The organism is Pseudomonas petroselini (assembly GCF_045037875.1).
Lineage (GTDB): Bacteria > Pseudomonadota > Gammaproteobacteria > Pseudomonadales > Pseudomonadaceae > Aquipseudomonas > Aquipseudomonas petroselini.
The window spans coordinates 6,620,659-6,637,157 of sequence record NZ_CP173614.1 but is presented as its reverse complement, the minus strand read 5'-3'; the positions used below and the strand labels follow the sequence as shown (position 1 = coordinate 6,637,157).

Sequence of the window (16,499 nt, the reverse complement as noted above, 5' to 3'; positions counted from 1 at the left end):
CGGCCAGTTTACCCGAGCGAGTCCGGGACCGCCCAGTTAATCACGACCCGTTTTATTTTTCGAGGTGGCCCGTGGCCCGTTCCAAAACCAGCCTTAAGTGGCTACAAGAACATTTCAACGATCCTTACGTCAAAAAGGCGCAAAAGGATGGCTACCGTTCCCGGGCCAGCTACAAGTTGCTGGAGATCCAGGACAAGGATAAGTTGATTCGTCCAGGCATGAGCGTAATCGACCTTGGCGCGGCCCCAGGTGGCTGGTCCCAGGTGACCAGTCGTCTGATTGGTGGGCAGGGTCGTCTGATCGCTTCCGACATTCTGGAAATGGACAGCATCCCCGATGTGACCTTTGTTCATGGTGACTTTACCCAGGATACGGTGCTCGCACAGATTCTTGAGGCTGTGGGAAATTCGCAGGTAGACCTTGTGATTTCCGACATGGCCCCCAATATGAGTGGATTACCGGCTGTCGATATGCCACGTGCCATGTTCCTTTGCGAATTAGCGCTGGATTTGGCGGGTCGGGTGTTGCGTCCGGGTGGTGATTTCCTGGTGAAGGTCTTCCAGGGCGAGGGTTTCGACGAGTACCACAAGAACATCCGCAAGTTGTTCGACAAGGTGCAGACGCGCAAGCCCGACTCCTCCCGAGACCGTTCCAGAGAGCAATACCTGCTGTGCCGCGGCTTCCGCGGCGTCGAAGGCGCGGCGAGTGAAGAGCGCTTTTAAGGAATTCGAGGAGGGCGATAGGTTTTTTTATATCGCTTTCGTCACGAAGCTTTACGAATATTGTGTAGTCAAAGTTTCACAAAGGGTTACAGACGGCGCCTGCCAGTGTTGTAGGTAATGTAGTAAGTTAGGCCGGTGAATATCATGCGAAGCGCGCGCCAGTAGCGGAGCTTGCTTCAGAGGGTAGTTAATTGAACGATATGGCAAAGAATCTGATCCTGTGGTTGATCATCGCGGCAGTCCTGGTGACGGTGATGAACAACTTCTCCAGCCCTAACGAGCCGCAGACCCTCAACTATTCCGACTTCATCCAGCAAGTTAAGGATGGCAAGGTCGAGCGCGTTACGGTTGATGGCGCTGTGATCACCGGCAAGCGCAACGATGGCGATGGCTTCAAAACCATACGTCCGAATATCCCGGACAATGGCCTGATCGGCGATCTGGTTGATAACCATGTGGTTGTTGAAGGCAAGCAGCCTGAGCAGCAAAGCATCTGGACCCAATTGCTGGTAGCCAGCTTCCCGATCCTGGTGATCATCGCCGTGTTCATGTTCTTCATGCGCCAGATGCAGGGCGGCGCGGGAGGCAAGGGCGGGCCGATGAGCTTCGGCAAGAGTAAGGCACGCCTGCTCTCCGAAGATCAGGTGAAGACCACCCTGGCTGACGTTGCCGGTTGCGACGAAGCCAAGGAAGAAGTAGGTGAGTTGGTCGAGTTCCTGCGCGACCCGGGCAAGTTCCAGCGTCTGGGTGGCCGCATTCCTCGCGGCGTCTTGATGGTGGGGCCACCAGGTACCGGTAAAACCCTGCTCGCCAAGGCAATTGCCGGCGAAGCCAAGGTGCCGTTCTTCACTATTTCCGGCTCTGACTTCGTCGAGATGTTCGTGGGTGTGGGTGCCAGCCGTGTTCGCGATATGTTCGAGCAGGCTAAAAAGCATGCGCCTTGCATCATCTTCATCGATGAAATCGACGCCGTTGGTCGCCATCGTGGTGCCGGCATGGGCGGCGGTCATGATGAGCGTGAGCAGACCCTTAACCAGTTGCTGGTTGAGATGGACGGCTTTGAAATGAACGACGGCATCATTGTCATCGCTGCAACCAACCGTCCGGACGTATTGGACCCTGCGTTGCTGCGTCCAGGCCGTTTCGACCGCCAGGTTGTGGTTGGCCTGCCGGATATCCGTGGTCGTGAACAGATCCTGAAAGTGCACATGCGCAAGGTGCCCATGGGCGATGACGTGGCTCCGGCCGTGATTGCCCGTGGTACGCCAGGTTTCTCGGGTGCTGACCTGGCCAACCTGGTCAACGAGGCTTCGTTGTTCGCTGCCCGTACCGGCAAGCGCATCGTGGAGATGAAAGAGTTCGAATTGGCCAAAGACAAAATCATGATGGGCGCCGAGCGCAAATCCATGGTCATGTCCGAAAAAGAGAAACAGAACACCGCTTATCACGAAGCCGGTCACGCCATTGTCGGTCGCGTTGTGCCTGAGCATGACCCGGTCTACAAAGTGTCGATCATTCCTCGGGGGCGGGCGCTGGGTGTCACCATGTTCCTGCCGGAAGAGGACCGCTACAGCCTTTCCAAGCGCGCCCTGATCAGCCAGATCTGCTCGCTGTACGGCGGCCGGATTGCTGAGGAGATGACCCTGGGTTTCGACGGCGTGACTACCGGTGCCTCCAACGACATCATGCGTGCCAGCCAGATCGCGCGGAACATGGTGACTAAGTGGGGCTTGTCGGAAAAACTCGGCCCGCTGATGTATGCCGAGGAAGAAGGCGAAGTGTTCCTGGGTCGTGGCGGTGGCGGTCAAAGCGCCAGCTTCTCGGGTGAGACAGCCAAGCTGATCGACTCCGAGGTGCGCAGCATCATTGACCAGTGCTACGGCACGGCCAAGCAAATCCTGACTGACAACCGCGACAAGTTGGACGCCATGGCTGATGCGCTGATGAAGTACGAGACCATTGATGCCGACCAGATCGATGACATCATGGCCGGTCGCGCACCCCGCGAGCCTCGCGATTGGGAAGGCGGTTCGGGCACCTCTGGCACTCCGCCAGTGGTTCAGAACGAGCGCCCTGAAACCCCAATCGGCGGCCCGGCAGCCGACCACTAAGGTTTGAAATGACTTCTGCGTTGTCCTCCACCCGGTTGCCTTGCGGCAACCGGGTTCTTGATTTGGCCCATACACATGTCATGGGCATTCTTAACGTTACCCCTGACTCCTTTTCCGATGGCGGCCGCTTCAGCCAGCTCGATGCTGCGTTGCGTCACGCTGAGGCAATGGTGGCTGCGGGAGCGACGCTCATTGATGTCGGTGGTGAATCGACCCGGCCTGGCGCTCGCATTGTTTCTCCCTTGGAGGAGCTGGAGCGGGTGGCGCCGATAGTCGAGCGCATTGCGCGCGAGCTGGATGTGATCATCTCTGTTGATACTTCAACCCCGGCCGTGATGCGCGAAACTGCGCGACTGGGAGCGGGGTTGATCAACGATGTGCGCTCTCTTCAGCGTGACGGTGCCCTCGATGCCGCTGCCGCTACCGGTTTGCCGGTGTGCCTGATGCATATGCTGGGAGAGCCCGGCAACATGCAGGACAGCCCTCATTACGAGGACCTTGTTGGCGAGGTGAGTGGTTTTCTCGCTGAGCGGGTCGCTCAGTGTGCTGTCGCGGGGATTGCCGCGGAAAAGATCATCCTCGATCCCGGCTTCGGCTTTGCTAAAACCCTGCAGCACAATCTAAGCCTGTTCAAGCATATGGAATCCCTGCATGCGCTTGGTCGGCCTCTTTTGGTCGGCGTTTCGCGCAAGAGCATGATAGGGCTGGCGCTGAATCGTCCGGTGGGTGAGCGGCTGTATGGTGGTCTTGCACTGGCGGCGCTTGCAGTCAGCAAGGGCGCGCGTATCTTGCGTGTGCATGATGTCGCCGAGACGGTGGATGTGGTGCGCATGATTGCTGCGGTAGAATCAGCCGAATAAGAATGATGGAGCACTTATGACTAAAAAATACTTTGGCACCGACGGTATCCGTGGTCGGGTCGGCGAATTTCCGATTACTCCTGATTTCATGCTCAAGCTGGGTTGGGCGGCGGGTATGGCGTTCCGCAGTATGGGGGCGTGTCGCATCCTGGTGGGCAAGGACACCCGTATTTCAGGGTACATGTTTGAGTCCGCACTGGAGGCAGGCCTGTCCGCCGCGGGTGCCGATGTCATGCTGCTGGGCCCTATGCCGACCCCGGCGATCGCCTACCTGACGCGCACCTTTCACGCTGAAGCCGGTATTGTCATCAGTGCCTCGCACAACCCCCATGACGACAACGGCATCAAATTCTTCTCAGGTCAGGGCACTAAGCTGCCGGATGAGATCGAGTTGATGATCGAAGAGCTGCTGGATGCGCCGATGACGGTGGTTGAGTCCAGCAAGTTGGGCAAGGTGTCGCGTATCAACGACGCATCGGGTCGATATATCGAATTCTGCAAGAGCAGTGTGCCGAGCAGCACCAATTTCGCCGGTCTGAAGATTGTGGTCGATTGCGCCCATGGTGCGACCTATAAAGTGGCGCCAAGCGTATTCAAGGAATTGGGGGCTGACGTGACCGTTCTGTCGGCCCAGCCGAACGGGCTGAATATCAACGACAACTGCGGCTCCACGCATATGGAGCAACTGCAGGCCGCCGTCCTTGCCGAGCATGCTGACCTGGGTATTGCCTTCGATGGTGATGGTGACCGTGTGCTGATGGTGGACCACACGGGGGCGATCGTTGATGGGGACGACCTTTTGTTCATCATTGCCCGCGACCTGCATGAGCGTAACAAGCTGCAAGGCGGTGTCGTCGGTACGCTGATGAGCAACCTGGGGCTTGAATTGGCCTTGGCGGACCTGGGCATTCCGTTCGTGCGCGCCAATGTCGGTGACCGCTATGTGATCGCCGAACTGCTGGAGCGTAACTGGCAGGTGGGTGGTGAGAATTCCGGGCACGTTGTCTGCTTCCAGCACACCACTACGGGCGATGCGATCATTGCTGCGTTGCAGGTTCTGCTGTCGTTGCGTCGTCGTGAAGAGAGTCTTGCCCAGGCGCGTCAGGCGCTGCGCAAATGCCCGCAAGTGCTGCTCAATGTGCGTTTTGCCGGTGGTGAAAACCCGATCGAGCACCCCGCTGTCAAAGAGGCTTGCGAGCGCGTGACCCTGGCAATGGCGGGGCGTGGTCGAGTGTTGTTGCGCAAGTCCGGCACAGAGCCTCTGGTGCGTGTCATGGTCGAAGGTGATGACGAAACACAGGTTCGCGGCCATGCCGAAGACCTGGCAAAACTGGTAACTGAAGTTTGCGCCTGAATTCGGCTTGCCAGTGATGATGTGGTTGGGTAACATCTGCGCCCACTTTGACCGACGAGGTACAGCATGCGTCGCACTATGGTAGCTGGTAACTGGAAGATGCACGGTACCCGCGCCAGTGTCGCTGAGCTGATCAATGGCCTTCGTCACTTGGCCTTGCCTAGCGGTGTTGATATCGCGGTGTTTCCGCCTTGCTTGCATATCACCCAAGTGGTTGATGGCTTGAAAGGTAAGTCGATTCAGGTCGGCGCGCAGAATTCTGCGGTGGAAGCCATGCAAGGTGCGTTGACCGGTGAGATTGCACCGAGTCAGCTGGTTGATGCGGGTTGTTCCTATGTGCTTGTCGGGCACTCCGAACGTCGTCAGATGATGGGCGAGCGTGATGGGACACTCAATCGCAAGTTCGCAGCGGCACAGGCTTGTGGCTTGATTCCAGTGTTGTGCATAGGGGAGACCCTTGAGCAGCGTGAATCGGGCAAGACTCTTGAAGTTGTCTCGCGTCAGCTTGGCAGCATCATCGAGGAGCTGGGTGTTGGTGCGTTTGCAAAGGCGGTTATTGCTTACGAGCCGGTCTGGGCCATTGGCACCGGGCTGACTGCTACACCGCAACAGGCGCAGGATGTGCACGCAGCCATCCGCGCGCAGTTGGCGGCAGAGAATTCTGAAGTCGCACAAGGTGTGCGGCTTCTATACGGCGGCAGCGTGAAGGCGGCCAATGCGGTCGAACTGTTCGGCATGCCGGATATCGATGGGGGGCTCATTGGTGGAGCTTCCCTGAATGCAGATGAGTTCGGTGCGATCTGTCGCGCCGCGGGAAACTGAAAAAATGCTGGAAACAGTCGTAGTCGTTTTTCATCTGTTGGCTGCCTTGGGCGTAGTTGCCCTGGTCTTGTTGCAACAGGGTAAAGGTGCGGATGCTGGTGCGTCTTTCGGTGCAGGTGCTTCAAATACTGTATTCGGAAGCCAAGGTTCCTCTACCTTTCTTAGTAAGTTTACTGCTATACTTGCCGCCGGTTTCTTCATAACCAGCTTGGGGTTAGGTTACTTTGCTAAAGAGAAAGCTCATGTGCTGACTCAAGTAGGTCTCCCAAACCCAGCAGTGTTGGAAGTGCCAAAAGCAAAACCGGCTTCTGATGATGTCCCGGTGCTTCAAGAGCAAAAGTCGGCTACTCCAGCGACTGACGTACCTCCAGCTCAAGAGCAGAAGTAAGAAGGGTTGTAAGCGCTGTATTGCCGAGGTGGTGGAATTGGTAGACACGCAACCTTGAGGTGGTTGTGCCCATAGGGTGTAGGGGTTCGAGTCCCCTTCTCGGTACCAATTATCAGGAGAGCCCGCTGTTGCGGGCTTTCTTGTAGGTGGAAGGTTACATTGACCCTGTAAGGGATCGGTCGTATACTTCCGCCCCAGCTTTGTCGCGGGGTGGAGCAGTCTGGTAGCTCGTCGGGCTCATAACCCGAAGGTCGTCGGTTCAAATCCGGCCCCCGCAACCAGTTTTAGCGGAGCCCCTTTTAAGGGGCTTTTTGTTAGCTGGACACTTTCAACGCCGCTGTTCGACGGCGTTTCAAGGATGGGCGTTTCGCCCATTTTTTTATTTTGCACAGCATGCACATACATGCACGAGGGGGTTCAGGTGTCGAGCAAGCTAGAAGAGTTGCAGGCCTTGTTGGCCCCGGTGGTCGTGGCCCTAGGCTATGAATGCTGGGGTATTGAGTTTTCGGCTCAAGGTCGCCACTCAATGTTGCGCGTTTATATCGATAAAGAGGGCGGCGTGCTGGTGGACGATTGTGCCATTGTCAGCCGTCAGATCAGCGGTGTGCTGGATGTTGAAGATCCGATCTCCGTTGAATACACCTTAGAAGTTTCCTCGCCAGGCATGGAACGCCCACTGTTCACTATTGATCAGTTTGCAAAATTTGCCGGTGAACAAGTGAAGATCAAGCTGCGCTCCCCGTTCGAAGGGCGACGCAACTTTCAGGGCCTTCTGCGCGGTGTAGAAGAGCAGGACGTCGTGGTGCAGGTAGAAGACCATGAGTTCCTGTTGCCGATCGATATGATCGACAAGGCCAACATTATTCCCAGTTTTGACTGAGACGCGGATCCCGCGGATCCAATGGCTTGCGAAAGGCGAGGCGTACGATGAGCAAAGAAGTACTGCTGGTTGTTGAGTCGGTATCCAATGAAAAGGGCGTACCGGCAAACGTGATTTTTGAAGCGCTGGAACTGGCCCTGGCCACTGCTACCAAAAAGCGTTTTGAAGACGAAGTTGATCTGCGTGTGGAAATCAACCGCCACACCGGTGCCTATGAGACTTTCCGTCGCTGGACGGTCGTCGAAGAGGCCGATCTTGATGATCCGGCCATCGAAACCTGGCCAAGCAAGGTTGCCGAAACGCATCCAGGCGCCCAGGTCGGTGATGTCGTCGAAGAAAAGATCGAGTCGATCGAATTCGGCCGTATTGCTGCACAGACCGCCAAACAGGTCATCGTGCAGAAGGTTCGCGAAGCTGAGCGCGCTCAAGTCGTTGACGCCTATCGCGAACGCCTGGGTGAAATCATCTCCGGCACCGTGAAAAAAGTAACCCGCGACAACGTGATCGTTGACCTGGGCAACAACGCCGAAGCGTTGCTGGCCCGCGAAGACATCATCTCTCGCGAAACCTTCCGGGTTGGCGTGCGCTTGCGTGCGCTGCTCAAGGAAATCCGCACCGAGAACCGCGGCCCTCAGTTGATCCTGTCGCGTACCGCGCCGGAAATGCTGATCGAGCTGTTCCGTATCGAAGTGCCGGAAATTGCCGAAGGCCTGATCGAAGTCATGGCTGCGTCCCGCGACCCGGGTTCGCGCGCCAAGATCGCGGTTCGGTCCAAGGACAAACGCATCGACCCGCAAGGCGCTTGCATTGGTATGCGCGGTTCGCGCGTCCAGGCAGTGTCGGGCGAACTGGGTGGTGAGCGTGTGGACATCGTCCTGTGGGACGATAACCCGGCGCAGTTCGTGATCAACGCCATGTCGCCAGCTGAAGTGGCGGCAATTATCGTTGACGAGGATGCCCATGCAATGGACATCGCCGTTGGCGCAGACAATCTGGCTCAGGCCATTGGTCGTGGTGGTCAGAACGTGCGTCTGGCGAGCCAACTGACCGGTTGGACCCTGAACGTGATGACCGAATCGGACATCCAGGCTAAGCAGCAAGCTGAAACCGGTGACATCCTGCGCAACTTCATCGACGAGTTGGAAGTCGACGAAGACCTGGCACAGGTGCTGGTAGATGAAGGCTTCACCAGCCTGGAAGAGATTGCCTACGTACCGTTGGAAGAAATGCTCAACATCGACGGCTTTGACGAAGACACCGTCAACGAGCTTCGCGCTCGGGCCAAGGATCGTTTGTTGACTAAAGCCATCGCTACTGAGGAAAAGCTGGCAGACGCCCATCCGGCCGAAGACCTGCTCTCGCTTGAGGGTATGGACAAGGATTTGGCGATGGAACTGGCGGTGCGCGGCGTAATTACCCGCGAAGACCTGGCCGAGCAGTCTATTGACGATCTGCTCGACATCGACGGCATTGACGATGATCGTGCCGGCAAGTTGATCATGGCCGCCCGAGCCCATTGGTTCGAGTAACTAGGCGCGGCCTGAGGAGAGAAGTGCATGACGCAAGTCACGGTGAAACAACTGGCCGATGAGGTCAAAACACCGGTAGAGCGCCTGTTGCAGCAGATGCGTGAGGCAGGTCTGCCGCACACCGCCGCCGATGAAGGTGTGAGCGATAGTGAGAAGCAGTCTTTGCTGACTCACTTGAAGAGCAGCCACAAGGCGAAAGTGGAAGAACCGCGCAAGATTACATTGCAGCGCAAAACCACCAGCACCCTGCGTGTTGCTGGTAGCAAGAGCATCAGCGTTGAAGTACGCAAGAAGAAAGTCTTCGTACAGCGCAGCCCGGAAGAAATCGAAGCCGAGCGCAAACGCGAACTGGAAGAACGTCGCGCAGTAGAAAATGCTGCTCGTCAGAAGGCTGAAGAAGAAGCCAAGCGTCGCGCCGAAGAAGAAGCGCGTCGCCAGCCTGCTGCTGCGCAACCTGCTGGTACTGAAGCGGTCGCCGCTCCTGTAGCGCCTGTTGAAGCTGTGCGTGAGGCCGCTCCGGTTGCCGCCGCACCAGCACCGGCTGCTGACGCCCGCAAGCGCGACGAACCTCGTCGTCCGGACAAACCACGTGCCGACGATAACAATCGTCGCGGTGGTGGTGGCGATGGCGAGCGTAAAAACGCTCCGCATCGTGCCTCGGTCAAAGAGAAAGCGCCTGCTCCACGCGTTGCTCCACGCACTACCGACGAAGAAAGCGATGGCTTCCGTCGTGGTGGTCGCGGCAAGGCCAAGCTGAAAAAACGCAACGCCCACGGTTTCCAGAGCCCAACCGGCCCTGTCGTGCGTGATGTGCAGATCGGCGAGACCATCACGGTTGGCGATCTCGCCAATCAGATGTCGGTCAAGGCTGCTGAAATCATCAAGTTCATGTTCAAACTGGGTACCCCAGCGACCATCAACCAGGTGCTTGATCAGGAAACTGCTCAGCTGGTAGCCGAAGAGCTGGGCCACAAAGTGACCCTGGTCAGCGACACCGCCCTGGAAGACTCCCTGGCCGAGTCCTTGAAGTTTGAAGGTGAGACGTTCTCCCGTGCGCCAGTTGTGACCGTAATGGGCCACGTTGACCATGGTAAGACTTCGCTGCTCGACTACATCCGTCGTGCCAAGGTAGCTGCTGGCGAAGCCGGCGGTATCACCCAGCACATCGGTGCATACCACGTTGAAACCGAGCGCGGCATGGTCACCTTCCTCGACACCCCTGGTCACGCCGCGTTTACCGCAATGCGTGCCCGTGGTGCCAAGGCGACTGACATCGTGATCCTGGTAGTTGCAGCGGACGACGGCGTGATGCCGCAGACCATTGAAGCTGTCCAGCACGCTAAGGCCGCTGGTGTTCCACTGGTTGTTGCCGTGAACAAAATCGACAAGCCGGGCGCCGATCTCGATCGCATCCGTAGCGAACTGTCGGTTCACGGCGTGACGTCCGAAGAGTGGGGCGGTGATACGCCGTTCGTTTCGGTCTCGGCGAAAGTCGGTACTGGCGTAGACGAGCTGCTCGAAGCCGTCCTGCTGCAAGCTGAAGTACTCGAACTCAAGGCAACCCCGTCGGCCCCAGGTCGCGGTGTTGTGGTTGAATCGCGTCTCGACAAAGGTCGTGGCCCGGTTGCAACCGTTCTGGTTCAAGACGGTACCCTGCGCCAAGGCGACATGGTGCTGGTTGGTTCGAACTACGGCCGTGTACGTGCCATGCTCGACGAGAACGGCAAGCCAATCAAAGAAGCCGGTCCTTCCATCCCTGTCGAGATCCTCGGCCTGGACGGTACCCCGGACGCTGGCGACGAGATGAGCGTGCTGTCGGACGAGAAGAAAGCCCGTGAAGTGGCTCTGTTCCGTCAAGGCAAGTTCCGCGAAGTCAAACTCGCTCGTGCTCACGCCGGTAAGCTGGAAAACATCTTCGAGAACATGGGCCAGGCAGAGAAGAAGACGCTTAACATCGTCCTCAAATCTGACGTCCGTGGCTCCCTCGAGGCGTTGAACGGCGCCTTGAACGGCCTGGGTAACGACGAAGTGCAAGTGCGCGTTGTCGGTGGCGGTGTCGGTGGTATCACCGAATCCGACGCCAACCTGGCACTGGCCTCCAACGCTGTACTGTTCGGCTTCAACGTGCGTGCCGATGCTGGCGCTCGCAAGATCGTCGAGCAGGAAGGCCTGGATATGCGTTACTACAACGTCATCTACGACATCATCGAAGACGTCAAGAAGGCCCTCACCGGCATGCTTGGCAGCGACGTCCGGGAGAACATCCTGGGTGTGGCCGAGGTGCGTGACGTGTTCCGCTCGCCGAAGTTCGGCGCGATCGCCGGTTGCATGGTTATCGAAGGTACTGTGTACCGTAACCGTCCAATCCGTGTACTGCGTGAAGACATCGTTATCTTCGAAGGCGAGCTGGAATCCCTGCGCCGCTTCAAGGATGACGCTTCCGAAGTACGTGCCGGCATGGAATGCGGTATCGGCGTCAAGAGCTACAACGACGTCAAGGCTGGCGACAAGATCGAAGTCTACGAGAAGGTTCAGGTTGCTCGCAGCCTCTAACTCGCGCACTTCAGGAGCCACGCCGTGTGTGGGCATGCAAATGCCCCGCGCAGTGTCCGGACTCTAAACGCAACGCCCGGTCTGGCTTTTGTCAGGCCGGGCGTTTGCCGCTTTCAGACCCCACGGGTTTCACCGTGTGGCAGTAACAGGTAACAAGACATGGCAAAAGAATACAGCCGTACCCAGCGTATCGGCGATCAGATGCAGCGCGAGCTGGCCCAACTGATCCGTCGCGAAGTCAAAGACCCCCGCGTTGGCCTGGTCACGATCACTGCTGTTGAAGTGAGCCGTGACGTGGGTCACGCCAAGATCTTCATCACCGTGATGGGGCAGGACAGCGCCGAAGAAATTGCACAAAGCATCAAGGTGCTCAACGCCGCCGCAGGCTTCCTGCGTATGCAGTTGGCCCGTGAGATGAAGCTGCGCAGTGTTCCCCAGTTGCACTTCCACTACGACGAAAGCGTCGTACGTGGTGCGCACCTGTCGGCGCTGATCGAGCGCGCCGTGGCTGAAGACAGCCAGCATCCGTCCACACCTGAAGACGCCAAGGAGTAAGCGGTGGCTCAGGTCAAACGTATCCGTCGCAATGTCAGCGGCATCATTCTGCTCGACAAGCCCATTGGCTTCACCTCCAATGCCGCGTTGCAGAAAGTCCGCTGGCTGCTCAATGCGGAGAAGGCCGGGCACACCGGCAGCCTTGATCCCCTGGCCACCGGCGTACTGCCGTTGTGCTTTGGTGAGGCCACCAAGTTCTCGCAATACCTGCTCGATTCCGACAAGGGGTACGAAACCCTGATGCAACTGGGCAAGACCACCACCACGGCCGACGCTGAAGGTGATGTTTTGCAGGTTCGCGACGTGACCGTTGGTCGTGCTGATATTGAAGCTGCTTTACCCGGTTTTCGTGGGGAAATCAGTCAGATACCGCCGATGTACTCGGCTCTCAAGCGTGATGGCCAGCCGCTCTACAAGCTGGCACGTGCGGGCGAAGTAGTGGAGCGCGAACCGCGTTCTGTTACTATTGCGCGCTTGGAATTGCTCGCTCATGAAGGCGACACTGCCCGCTTGGCCGTGGACTGCAGCAAAGGCACCTATATCCGTACCCTGGTGGAAGATATCGGTGAAAAGCTTGGTTGCGGCGCGTACGTTGCAGAACTGCGACGCACCCAGGCAGGTCCGTTCAGCCTGGCCCAGACGGTCACGCTGGAAGAGTTGGAAGCCGTACACGCCGAAGGGGGGAACGAAGCGGTTGATCGTTTCCTGATGCCGTCGGACAGCGGTCTACTGGATTGGCCATTGCTGCACTTTTCGGAGCACAGCGCGTTCTACTGGCTCAACGGCCAACCGGTACGCGCCCCGGACGCTCCGAAGTTCGGTATGGTGCGGGTACAGGATCATAACGGTCGCTTTATCGGTATCGGTGAAGTGAGCGAAGACGGGCGCATCGCGCCGCGTCGACTGATTCGGTCAGAATGACCGAACGAGTGTGGCTGTTAACAGGCACGGTCAACACTCATTTTTAGATACAGGGATTTGTCCCTGGCCTGTTGAAACCGCCCTTTGGGTGGTTTCCTGAAAAAAGGATTGCCTCATGGCTCTCGACGTTCAAGAAAAAGCACAAATCGTAGCTGACTATCAGCAAGCTGTTGGTGACACTGGTTCGCCAGAAGTGCAAGTTGCACTGCTGACCCACAACATCAACAAGCTGCAAGGTCACTTCAAGGCCAACGGTAAAGATCACCACTCCCGTCGTGGTCTGATCCGCATGGTAAACCAGCGCCGTAAGCTGCTGGACTACCTGAAAGGCAAGGATCTGGGTCGTTATCAGACTCTGATCGGTCGCCTGGGTCTGCGTCGCTAATCAGCGATTGCGCTAGAGGTTGGTTGTCTGCCGTGTGTCAGTGGGATTCCCGCTGGCCCATGGCAGGCTCCCAGCCTCAAGTTTTATCTGGATACACGTTTTACCCTGGACAAGCGGCGGGCCGATTCCCGACATTGCCCAAGAATTTCGCAAGAAGACAAGTTCCCCAAGAGCCACAAAGAAGGTAGGACACCGTGAACCCGGTTATCAAAAAATTCCAGTTCGGTCAGTCGACCGTTACCCTCGAGACAGGCCGTATCGCCCGTCAAGCCTCCGGCGCAGTGCTGGTTACCGTTGACGACGACGTCACCGTATTGGTGACCGTTGTTGGCGCCAAGACCGCTGACCCGAGCAAAGGCTTCTTCCCTCTTTCCGTTCACTACCAGGAAAAGACTTACGCTGCCGGTAAGATCCCTGGCGGTTTCTTCAAGCGCGAAGGCCGTCCTTCCGAGAAAGAAACCCTGACTTCCCGACTGATCGACCGTCCGATCCGTCCGCTGTTCCCAGAAGGCTTCATGAACGAAGTGCAGGTTGTCTGCACCGTCGTTTCCACCAGCAAGAAGACCGATCCGGACATCGCTGCGATGATCGGTACCTCGGCGGCCCTGGCTATTTCCGGCATTCCTTTCGATGGCCCGATCGGCGCTGCCCGCGTCGCCTTCCACGAAAGCACCGGCTACCTGCTGAACCCGACTTACGAGCAGCAGAAAGCTTCGAGCCTGGACATGGTCGTTGCCGGTACTTCGGAAGCCGTGTTGATGGTTGAATCGGAAGCCAAAGAGCTGACCGAAGACCAGATGCTGGGCGCGGTACTGTTTGCTCACGACGAGTTCCAAGTGGTGATCAACGCCGTTAAAGAACTGGCTGCCGAAGCGGCCAAGCCAACCTGGACCTGGGCTCCTCAGCCAGAAGCCACCGCACTGCTGGGCGCTATCCGCTCCGAGTTCGGCGCTGCTATCTCCGACGCCTACACCATCACTGTCAAGGCCGACCGTTACGCTCGCCTGGGTGAGCTGAAGGACCAAGTCGTTGCCAAGCTGTCCGGCGAAGAAGGCCAGCCTTCTTCCAGCGAAGTCAAAGCAGCCTTCGGTGAAATCGAATACCGCACCGTTCGCGAAAACATCGTTAACGGCAAGCCACGTATCGACGGCCGCGACACCCGCACCGTGCGCCCGCTGAACATCGAAGTCGGCGTTCTGCCGAAGACTCACGGTTCGGCCCTGTTCACCCGTGGTGAAACCCAGGCACTGGTTGTTGCGACCCTGGGTACTGCCCGCGACGCACAGCTGCTGGACACCCTGGAAGGCGAGAAAAAAGACCCCTTCATGCTGCACTACAACTTCCCTCCGTTCTCGGTGGGCGAGTGTGGTCGCATGGGCGGTGCTGGGCGTCGCGAAATCGGTCACGGCCGCCTGGCCCGTCGTTCGATTTCGGCCATGCTGCCGGCCGCCGACGTGTTCCCGTACACCATTCGTGTCGTATCGGAAATCACTGAGTCGAACGGTTCCAGCTCCATGGCTTCCGTTTGCGGTGCTTCCCTGGCACTGATGGACGCCGGTGTGCCGATGAAGGCGCCGGTTGCGGGTATCGCCATGGGTCTGGTTAAAGAAGGCGAGAAGTTCGCCATCCTGACCGACATCCTGGGCGACGAAGACCACCTGGGTGACATGGACTTCAAAGTAGCCGGTACCGCCAAAGGTGTGACCGCGCTGCAGATGGACATCAAGATCAAAGGCATCACCGAAGAAATCATGGAAATCGCTCTGGGCCAAGCCCTGGAAGCGCGCCTGAACATCCTCGGTCAGATGAACCAGATCATTGGTCAGTCGCGTACCGAGCTGTCGGAAAATGCTCCGACCATGATCGCGATGAAAATCGACACCGACAAAATCCGTGATGTTATCGGTAAAGGCGGCGCGACCATTCGTGCGATCTGCGAAGAAACCAAGGCTTCGATCGACATTGAAGACGACGGTTCGATCAAGATCTTCGGCGAAACCAAGGAAGCCGCAGAAGCCGCGCGTCAGCGCGTTCTGGGCATCACCGCTGAAGCCGAGATCGGCAAGATCTACGTAGGTAAAGTTGAGCGCATCGTCGACTTCGGCGCATTCGTCAACATCCTGCCAGGCAAAGACGGTTTGGTTCACATCTCCATGCTGAGCGACGCTCGCGTTGAGAAAGTGACCGACATTCTGAAAGAAGGCCAGGAAGTGGAAGTGCTGGTTCTGGACGTGGACAACCGCGGCCGTATCAAGCTGTCCATCAAGGACGTAGCAGCAGCGAAGGCTTCGGGCGTTTAATCACCCCGGGCTTCACGCTGAAAAAAGGACTCTTCGGAGTCCTTTTTTTATGCCCGTGAGAAAATGCCTAATAATCAGGCGCTTACTAAACTCGAAAAAAGCCGCAACTTGCATGCAGGGGCGGACTGTTTCATGCAAGTTGCACGATTTCGAAAATTACCTGTTTTTATAAGTGATTGTTTTATAACGATTTAATTCCAGATCAAGACTTGGCACACTGCCTGCAATAACCCTGTTAACGCTGCAGCATCAAGGTTCACACACTGCAGACTTTTAATAAAACAGGAGTTACTCGTATGAAGAAGTTCGCTCTCGCTACTGCAACTGCTACCGCTCTGACCCTGGCTATGGCTAACGTAGCCTTCGCACAGAATTCCCAGGCGCCAATGACCCTGGCAGCCGGTGAAGTCACCAAGGCAAAAGAATCGACTTCTGACACTTGGATCACCACCAAAGTTAAAGCTGATCTGCTGACCGAAAAAGGCATTCCGGGTTCGGACATCAAGGTTGAAACCAACAAAGGTGTGGTTTCCCTGTCCTCGGAAGTCGCTATCTCGGATGCGCAAAAAGCGACTGCTGTTGCCATCACCAAGAAAATTAAAGGTGTGACTGCCGTTTCTGCTGACGGCCTGATGGCTGGCGGCGCTACCAAGGCTGACAACATCGACAAAACCAAAGGCGCAGCGGCTAACGCCAAAGAGTCGACCTCCGATACTTGGATCACTACCAAAGTAAAAGCTGATCTGGTAACCGAGAAAGGCATTCCTGGCACCGACATCAAAGTCGAGACCAACAAAGGCGTAGTTTCCCTGTCTTCGACTGCAGCAGTCACCGAAGCTCAGAAAACTACCGCGGTGAATATCACCAAGAAAATCAAAGGCGTTAAAGCTGTATCGGCCGACGGCCTGAAAGCAGAGTAACGCTCAATAATTCGTCTGAACTAGGCGGCGGCGGCGCGTGAGTTAGATATCCACTCAATGCACCTCTAAGGTTCATGCGACCGACCACACGGATGTGGTCATTACAGGCCCCGGCACTTGTGTCGGGGCCTGTTCTATTGTGGGCTGGAACACAATCGCAAGGTCAGCCGATAACAACTATGGGAGCTGGCTCGCCTGC

At 57.2% G+C, this 16,499-nt stretch carries 14 protein-coding genes and 2 tRNA genes; all 16 read left to right on the top strand.

What is annotated here, in order from left to right; translation table 11 throughout:
• The first annotated feature begins 71 nt into the window (after positions 1 to 71).
• The 16 genes from rlmE (at position 72) to ACI512_RS30635 (ending at position 16,300) form a co-directional block, all read left to right on the top strand.
• Positions 72 to 722 carry a 23S rRNA (uridine(2552)-2'-O)-methyltransferase RlmE gene (rlmE, locus tag ACI512_RS30710; RefSeq protein WP_015885924.1) on the top strand — a complete coding sequence of 217 codons (651 nt, stop codon included), beginning with the start codon at positions 72 to 74 and terminating at the stop codon, positions 720 to 722.
• A 200-nt stretch (positions 723 to 922) separates the two neighbouring features.
• On the top strand, positions 923 to 2,833 hold the full coding sequence (ftsH, locus tag ACI512_RS30705; protein ID WP_159937279.1) for an ATP-dependent zinc metalloprotease FtsH: 1,911 nt from the start codon (positions 923 to 925) through the stop codon (positions 2,831 to 2,833).
• Between the two features lie 8 nt (positions 2,834 to 2,841).
• Positions 2,842 to 3,693, top strand: a complete 852-nt coding sequence (gene folP, locus ACI512_RS30700; protein WP_231808054.1) for a dihydropteroate synthase — start codon at positions 2,842 to 2,844, stop codon at positions 3,691 to 3,693.
• A gap of 16 nt (positions 3,694 to 3,709) precedes the next feature.
• The gene (glmM, locus tag ACI512_RS30695; protein ID WP_015885921.1) at positions 3,710 to 5,047 is read left to right on the top strand and encodes a phosphoglucosamine mutase; all 1,338 of its coding nucleotides are present in this window, start codon (positions 3,710 to 3,712) and stop codon (positions 5,045 to 5,047) included.
• A 66-nt stretch (positions 5,048 to 5,113) separates the two neighbouring features.
• On the top strand, positions 5,114 to 5,869 hold the full coding sequence (gene tpiA / locus ACI512_RS30690) for a triose-phosphate isomerase (RefSeq protein ID WP_015885920.1): 756 nt from the start codon (positions 5,114 to 5,116) through the stop codon (positions 5,867 to 5,869).
• 4 nt (positions 5,870 to 5,873) lie between these two features.
• Positions 5,874 to 6,257 (top strand): preprotein translocase subunit SecG, encoded by a 384-nt coding sequence (gene secG, locus ACI512_RS30685; RefSeq protein ID WP_010206600.1) that lies wholly within the window; start codon positions 5,874 to 5,876, stop codon positions 6,255 to 6,257.
• A gap of 22 nt (positions 6,258 to 6,279) precedes the next feature.
• Positions 6,280 to 6,365, top strand: a tRNA-Leu gene (locus ACI512_RS30680).
• A 96-nt stretch (positions 6,366 to 6,461) separates the two neighbouring features.
• Positions 6,462 to 6,538: transfer RNA gene (locus ACI512_RS30675), tRNA-Met, on the top strand.
• 140 nt (positions 6,539 to 6,678) lie between these two features.
• A complete protein-coding gene (gene rimP / locus ACI512_RS30670; protein WP_003235029.1) occupies positions 6,679 to 7,137 on the top strand; it encodes a ribosome maturation factor RimP in 459 nt (152 codons plus the stop codon).
• 47 nt (positions 7,138 to 7,184) lie between these two features.
• The gene (gene nusA / locus ACI512_RS30665; protein ID WP_003212187.1) at positions 7,185 to 8,666 is read left to right on the top strand and encodes a transcription termination factor NusA; all 1,482 of its coding nucleotides are present in this window, start codon (positions 7,185 to 7,187) and stop codon (positions 8,664 to 8,666) included.
• Between the two features lie 27 nt (positions 8,667 to 8,693).
• Positions 8,694 to 11,219 (top strand): translation initiation factor IF-2, encoded by a 2,526-nt coding sequence (infB, locus tag ACI512_RS30660; protein WP_015885918.1) that lies wholly within the window; start codon positions 8,694 to 8,696, stop codon positions 11,217 to 11,219.
• Positions 11,220 to 11,378: 159 nt separating this feature from the next.
• Positions 11,379 to 11,774 carry a 30S ribosome-binding factor RbfA gene (rbfA, locus tag ACI512_RS30655; protein WP_015885917.1) on the top strand — a complete coding sequence of 132 codons (396 nt, stop codon included), beginning with the start codon at positions 11,379 to 11,381 and terminating at the stop codon, positions 11,772 to 11,774.
• 3 nt (positions 11,775 to 11,777) lie between these two features.
• Positions 11,778 to 12,695, top strand: a complete 918-nt coding sequence (gene truB, locus ACI512_RS30650) for a tRNA pseudouridine(55) synthase TruB (RefSeq protein WP_015885916.1) — start codon at positions 11,778 to 11,780, stop codon at positions 12,693 to 12,695.
• A gap of 115 nt (positions 12,696 to 12,810) precedes the next feature.
• The gene (gene rpsO / locus ACI512_RS30645; protein WP_003177875.1) at positions 12,811 to 13,080 is read left to right on the top strand and encodes a 30S ribosomal protein S15; all 270 of its coding nucleotides are present in this window, start codon (positions 12,811 to 12,813) and stop codon (positions 13,078 to 13,080) included.
• 194 nt (positions 13,081 to 13,274) lie between these two features.
• Complete coding sequence (gene pnp, locus ACI512_RS30640) at positions 13,275 to 15,380, top strand: polyribonucleotide nucleotidyltransferase (RefSeq protein WP_046034287.1); 2,106 nt, start codon at positions 13,275 to 13,277, stop codon at positions 15,378 to 15,380.
• Between the two features lie 296 nt (positions 15,381 to 15,676).
• On the top strand, positions 15,677 to 16,300 hold the full coding sequence (locus ACI512_RS30635) for a BON domain-containing protein (RefSeq protein ID WP_015885914.1): 624 nt from the start codon (positions 15,677 to 15,679) through the stop codon (positions 16,298 to 16,300).
• Positions 16,301 to 16,499: the final 199 nt, after the last annotated feature.

What these genes read in the sequence shown, in the direction of transcription:
- ftsH (WP_159937279.1), top strand. Translation starts at nt 923, where the DNA reads ATGGCAAAGAATCTGATCCTGTGGTTGATCATCGCGGCAGTCCTGGTG.
- rpsO (WP_003177875.1), top strand. Translation starts at nt 12,811, where the DNA reads ATGGCTCTCGACGTTCAAGAAAAAGCACAAATCGTAGCTGACTATCAG.
- rbfA (WP_015885917.1), top strand. Translation starts at nt 11,379, where the DNA reads ATGGCAAAAGAATACAGCCGTACCCAGCGTATCGGCGATCAGATGCAG.
- folP (WP_231808054.1), top strand. Translation starts at nt 2,842, where the DNA reads ATGACTTCTGCGTTGTCCTCCACCCGGTTGCCTTGCGGCAACCGGGTT.
- secG (WP_010206600.1), top strand. Translation starts at nt 5,874, where the DNA reads ATGCTGGAAACAGTCGTAGTCGTTTTTCATCTGTTGGCTGCCTTGGGC.
- nusA (WP_003212187.1), top strand. Translation starts at nt 7,185, where the DNA reads ATGAGCAAAGAAGTACTGCTGGTTGTTGAGTCGGTATCCAATGAAAAG.
- ACI512_RS30635 (WP_015885914.1), top strand. Translation starts at nt 15,677, where the DNA reads ATGAAGAAGTTCGCTCTCGCTACTGCAACTGCTACCGCTCTGACCCTG.
- glmM (WP_015885921.1), top strand. Translation starts at nt 3,710, where the DNA reads ATGACTAAAAAATACTTTGGCACCGACGGTATCCGTGGTCGGGTCGGC.
- tpiA (WP_015885920.1), top strand. Translation starts at nt 5,114, where the DNA reads ATGCGTCGCACTATGGTAGCTGGTAACTGGAAGATGCACGGTACCCGC.
- infB (WP_015885918.1), top strand. Translation starts at nt 8,694, where the DNA reads ATGACGCAAGTCACGGTGAAACAACTGGCCGATGAGGTCAAAACACCG.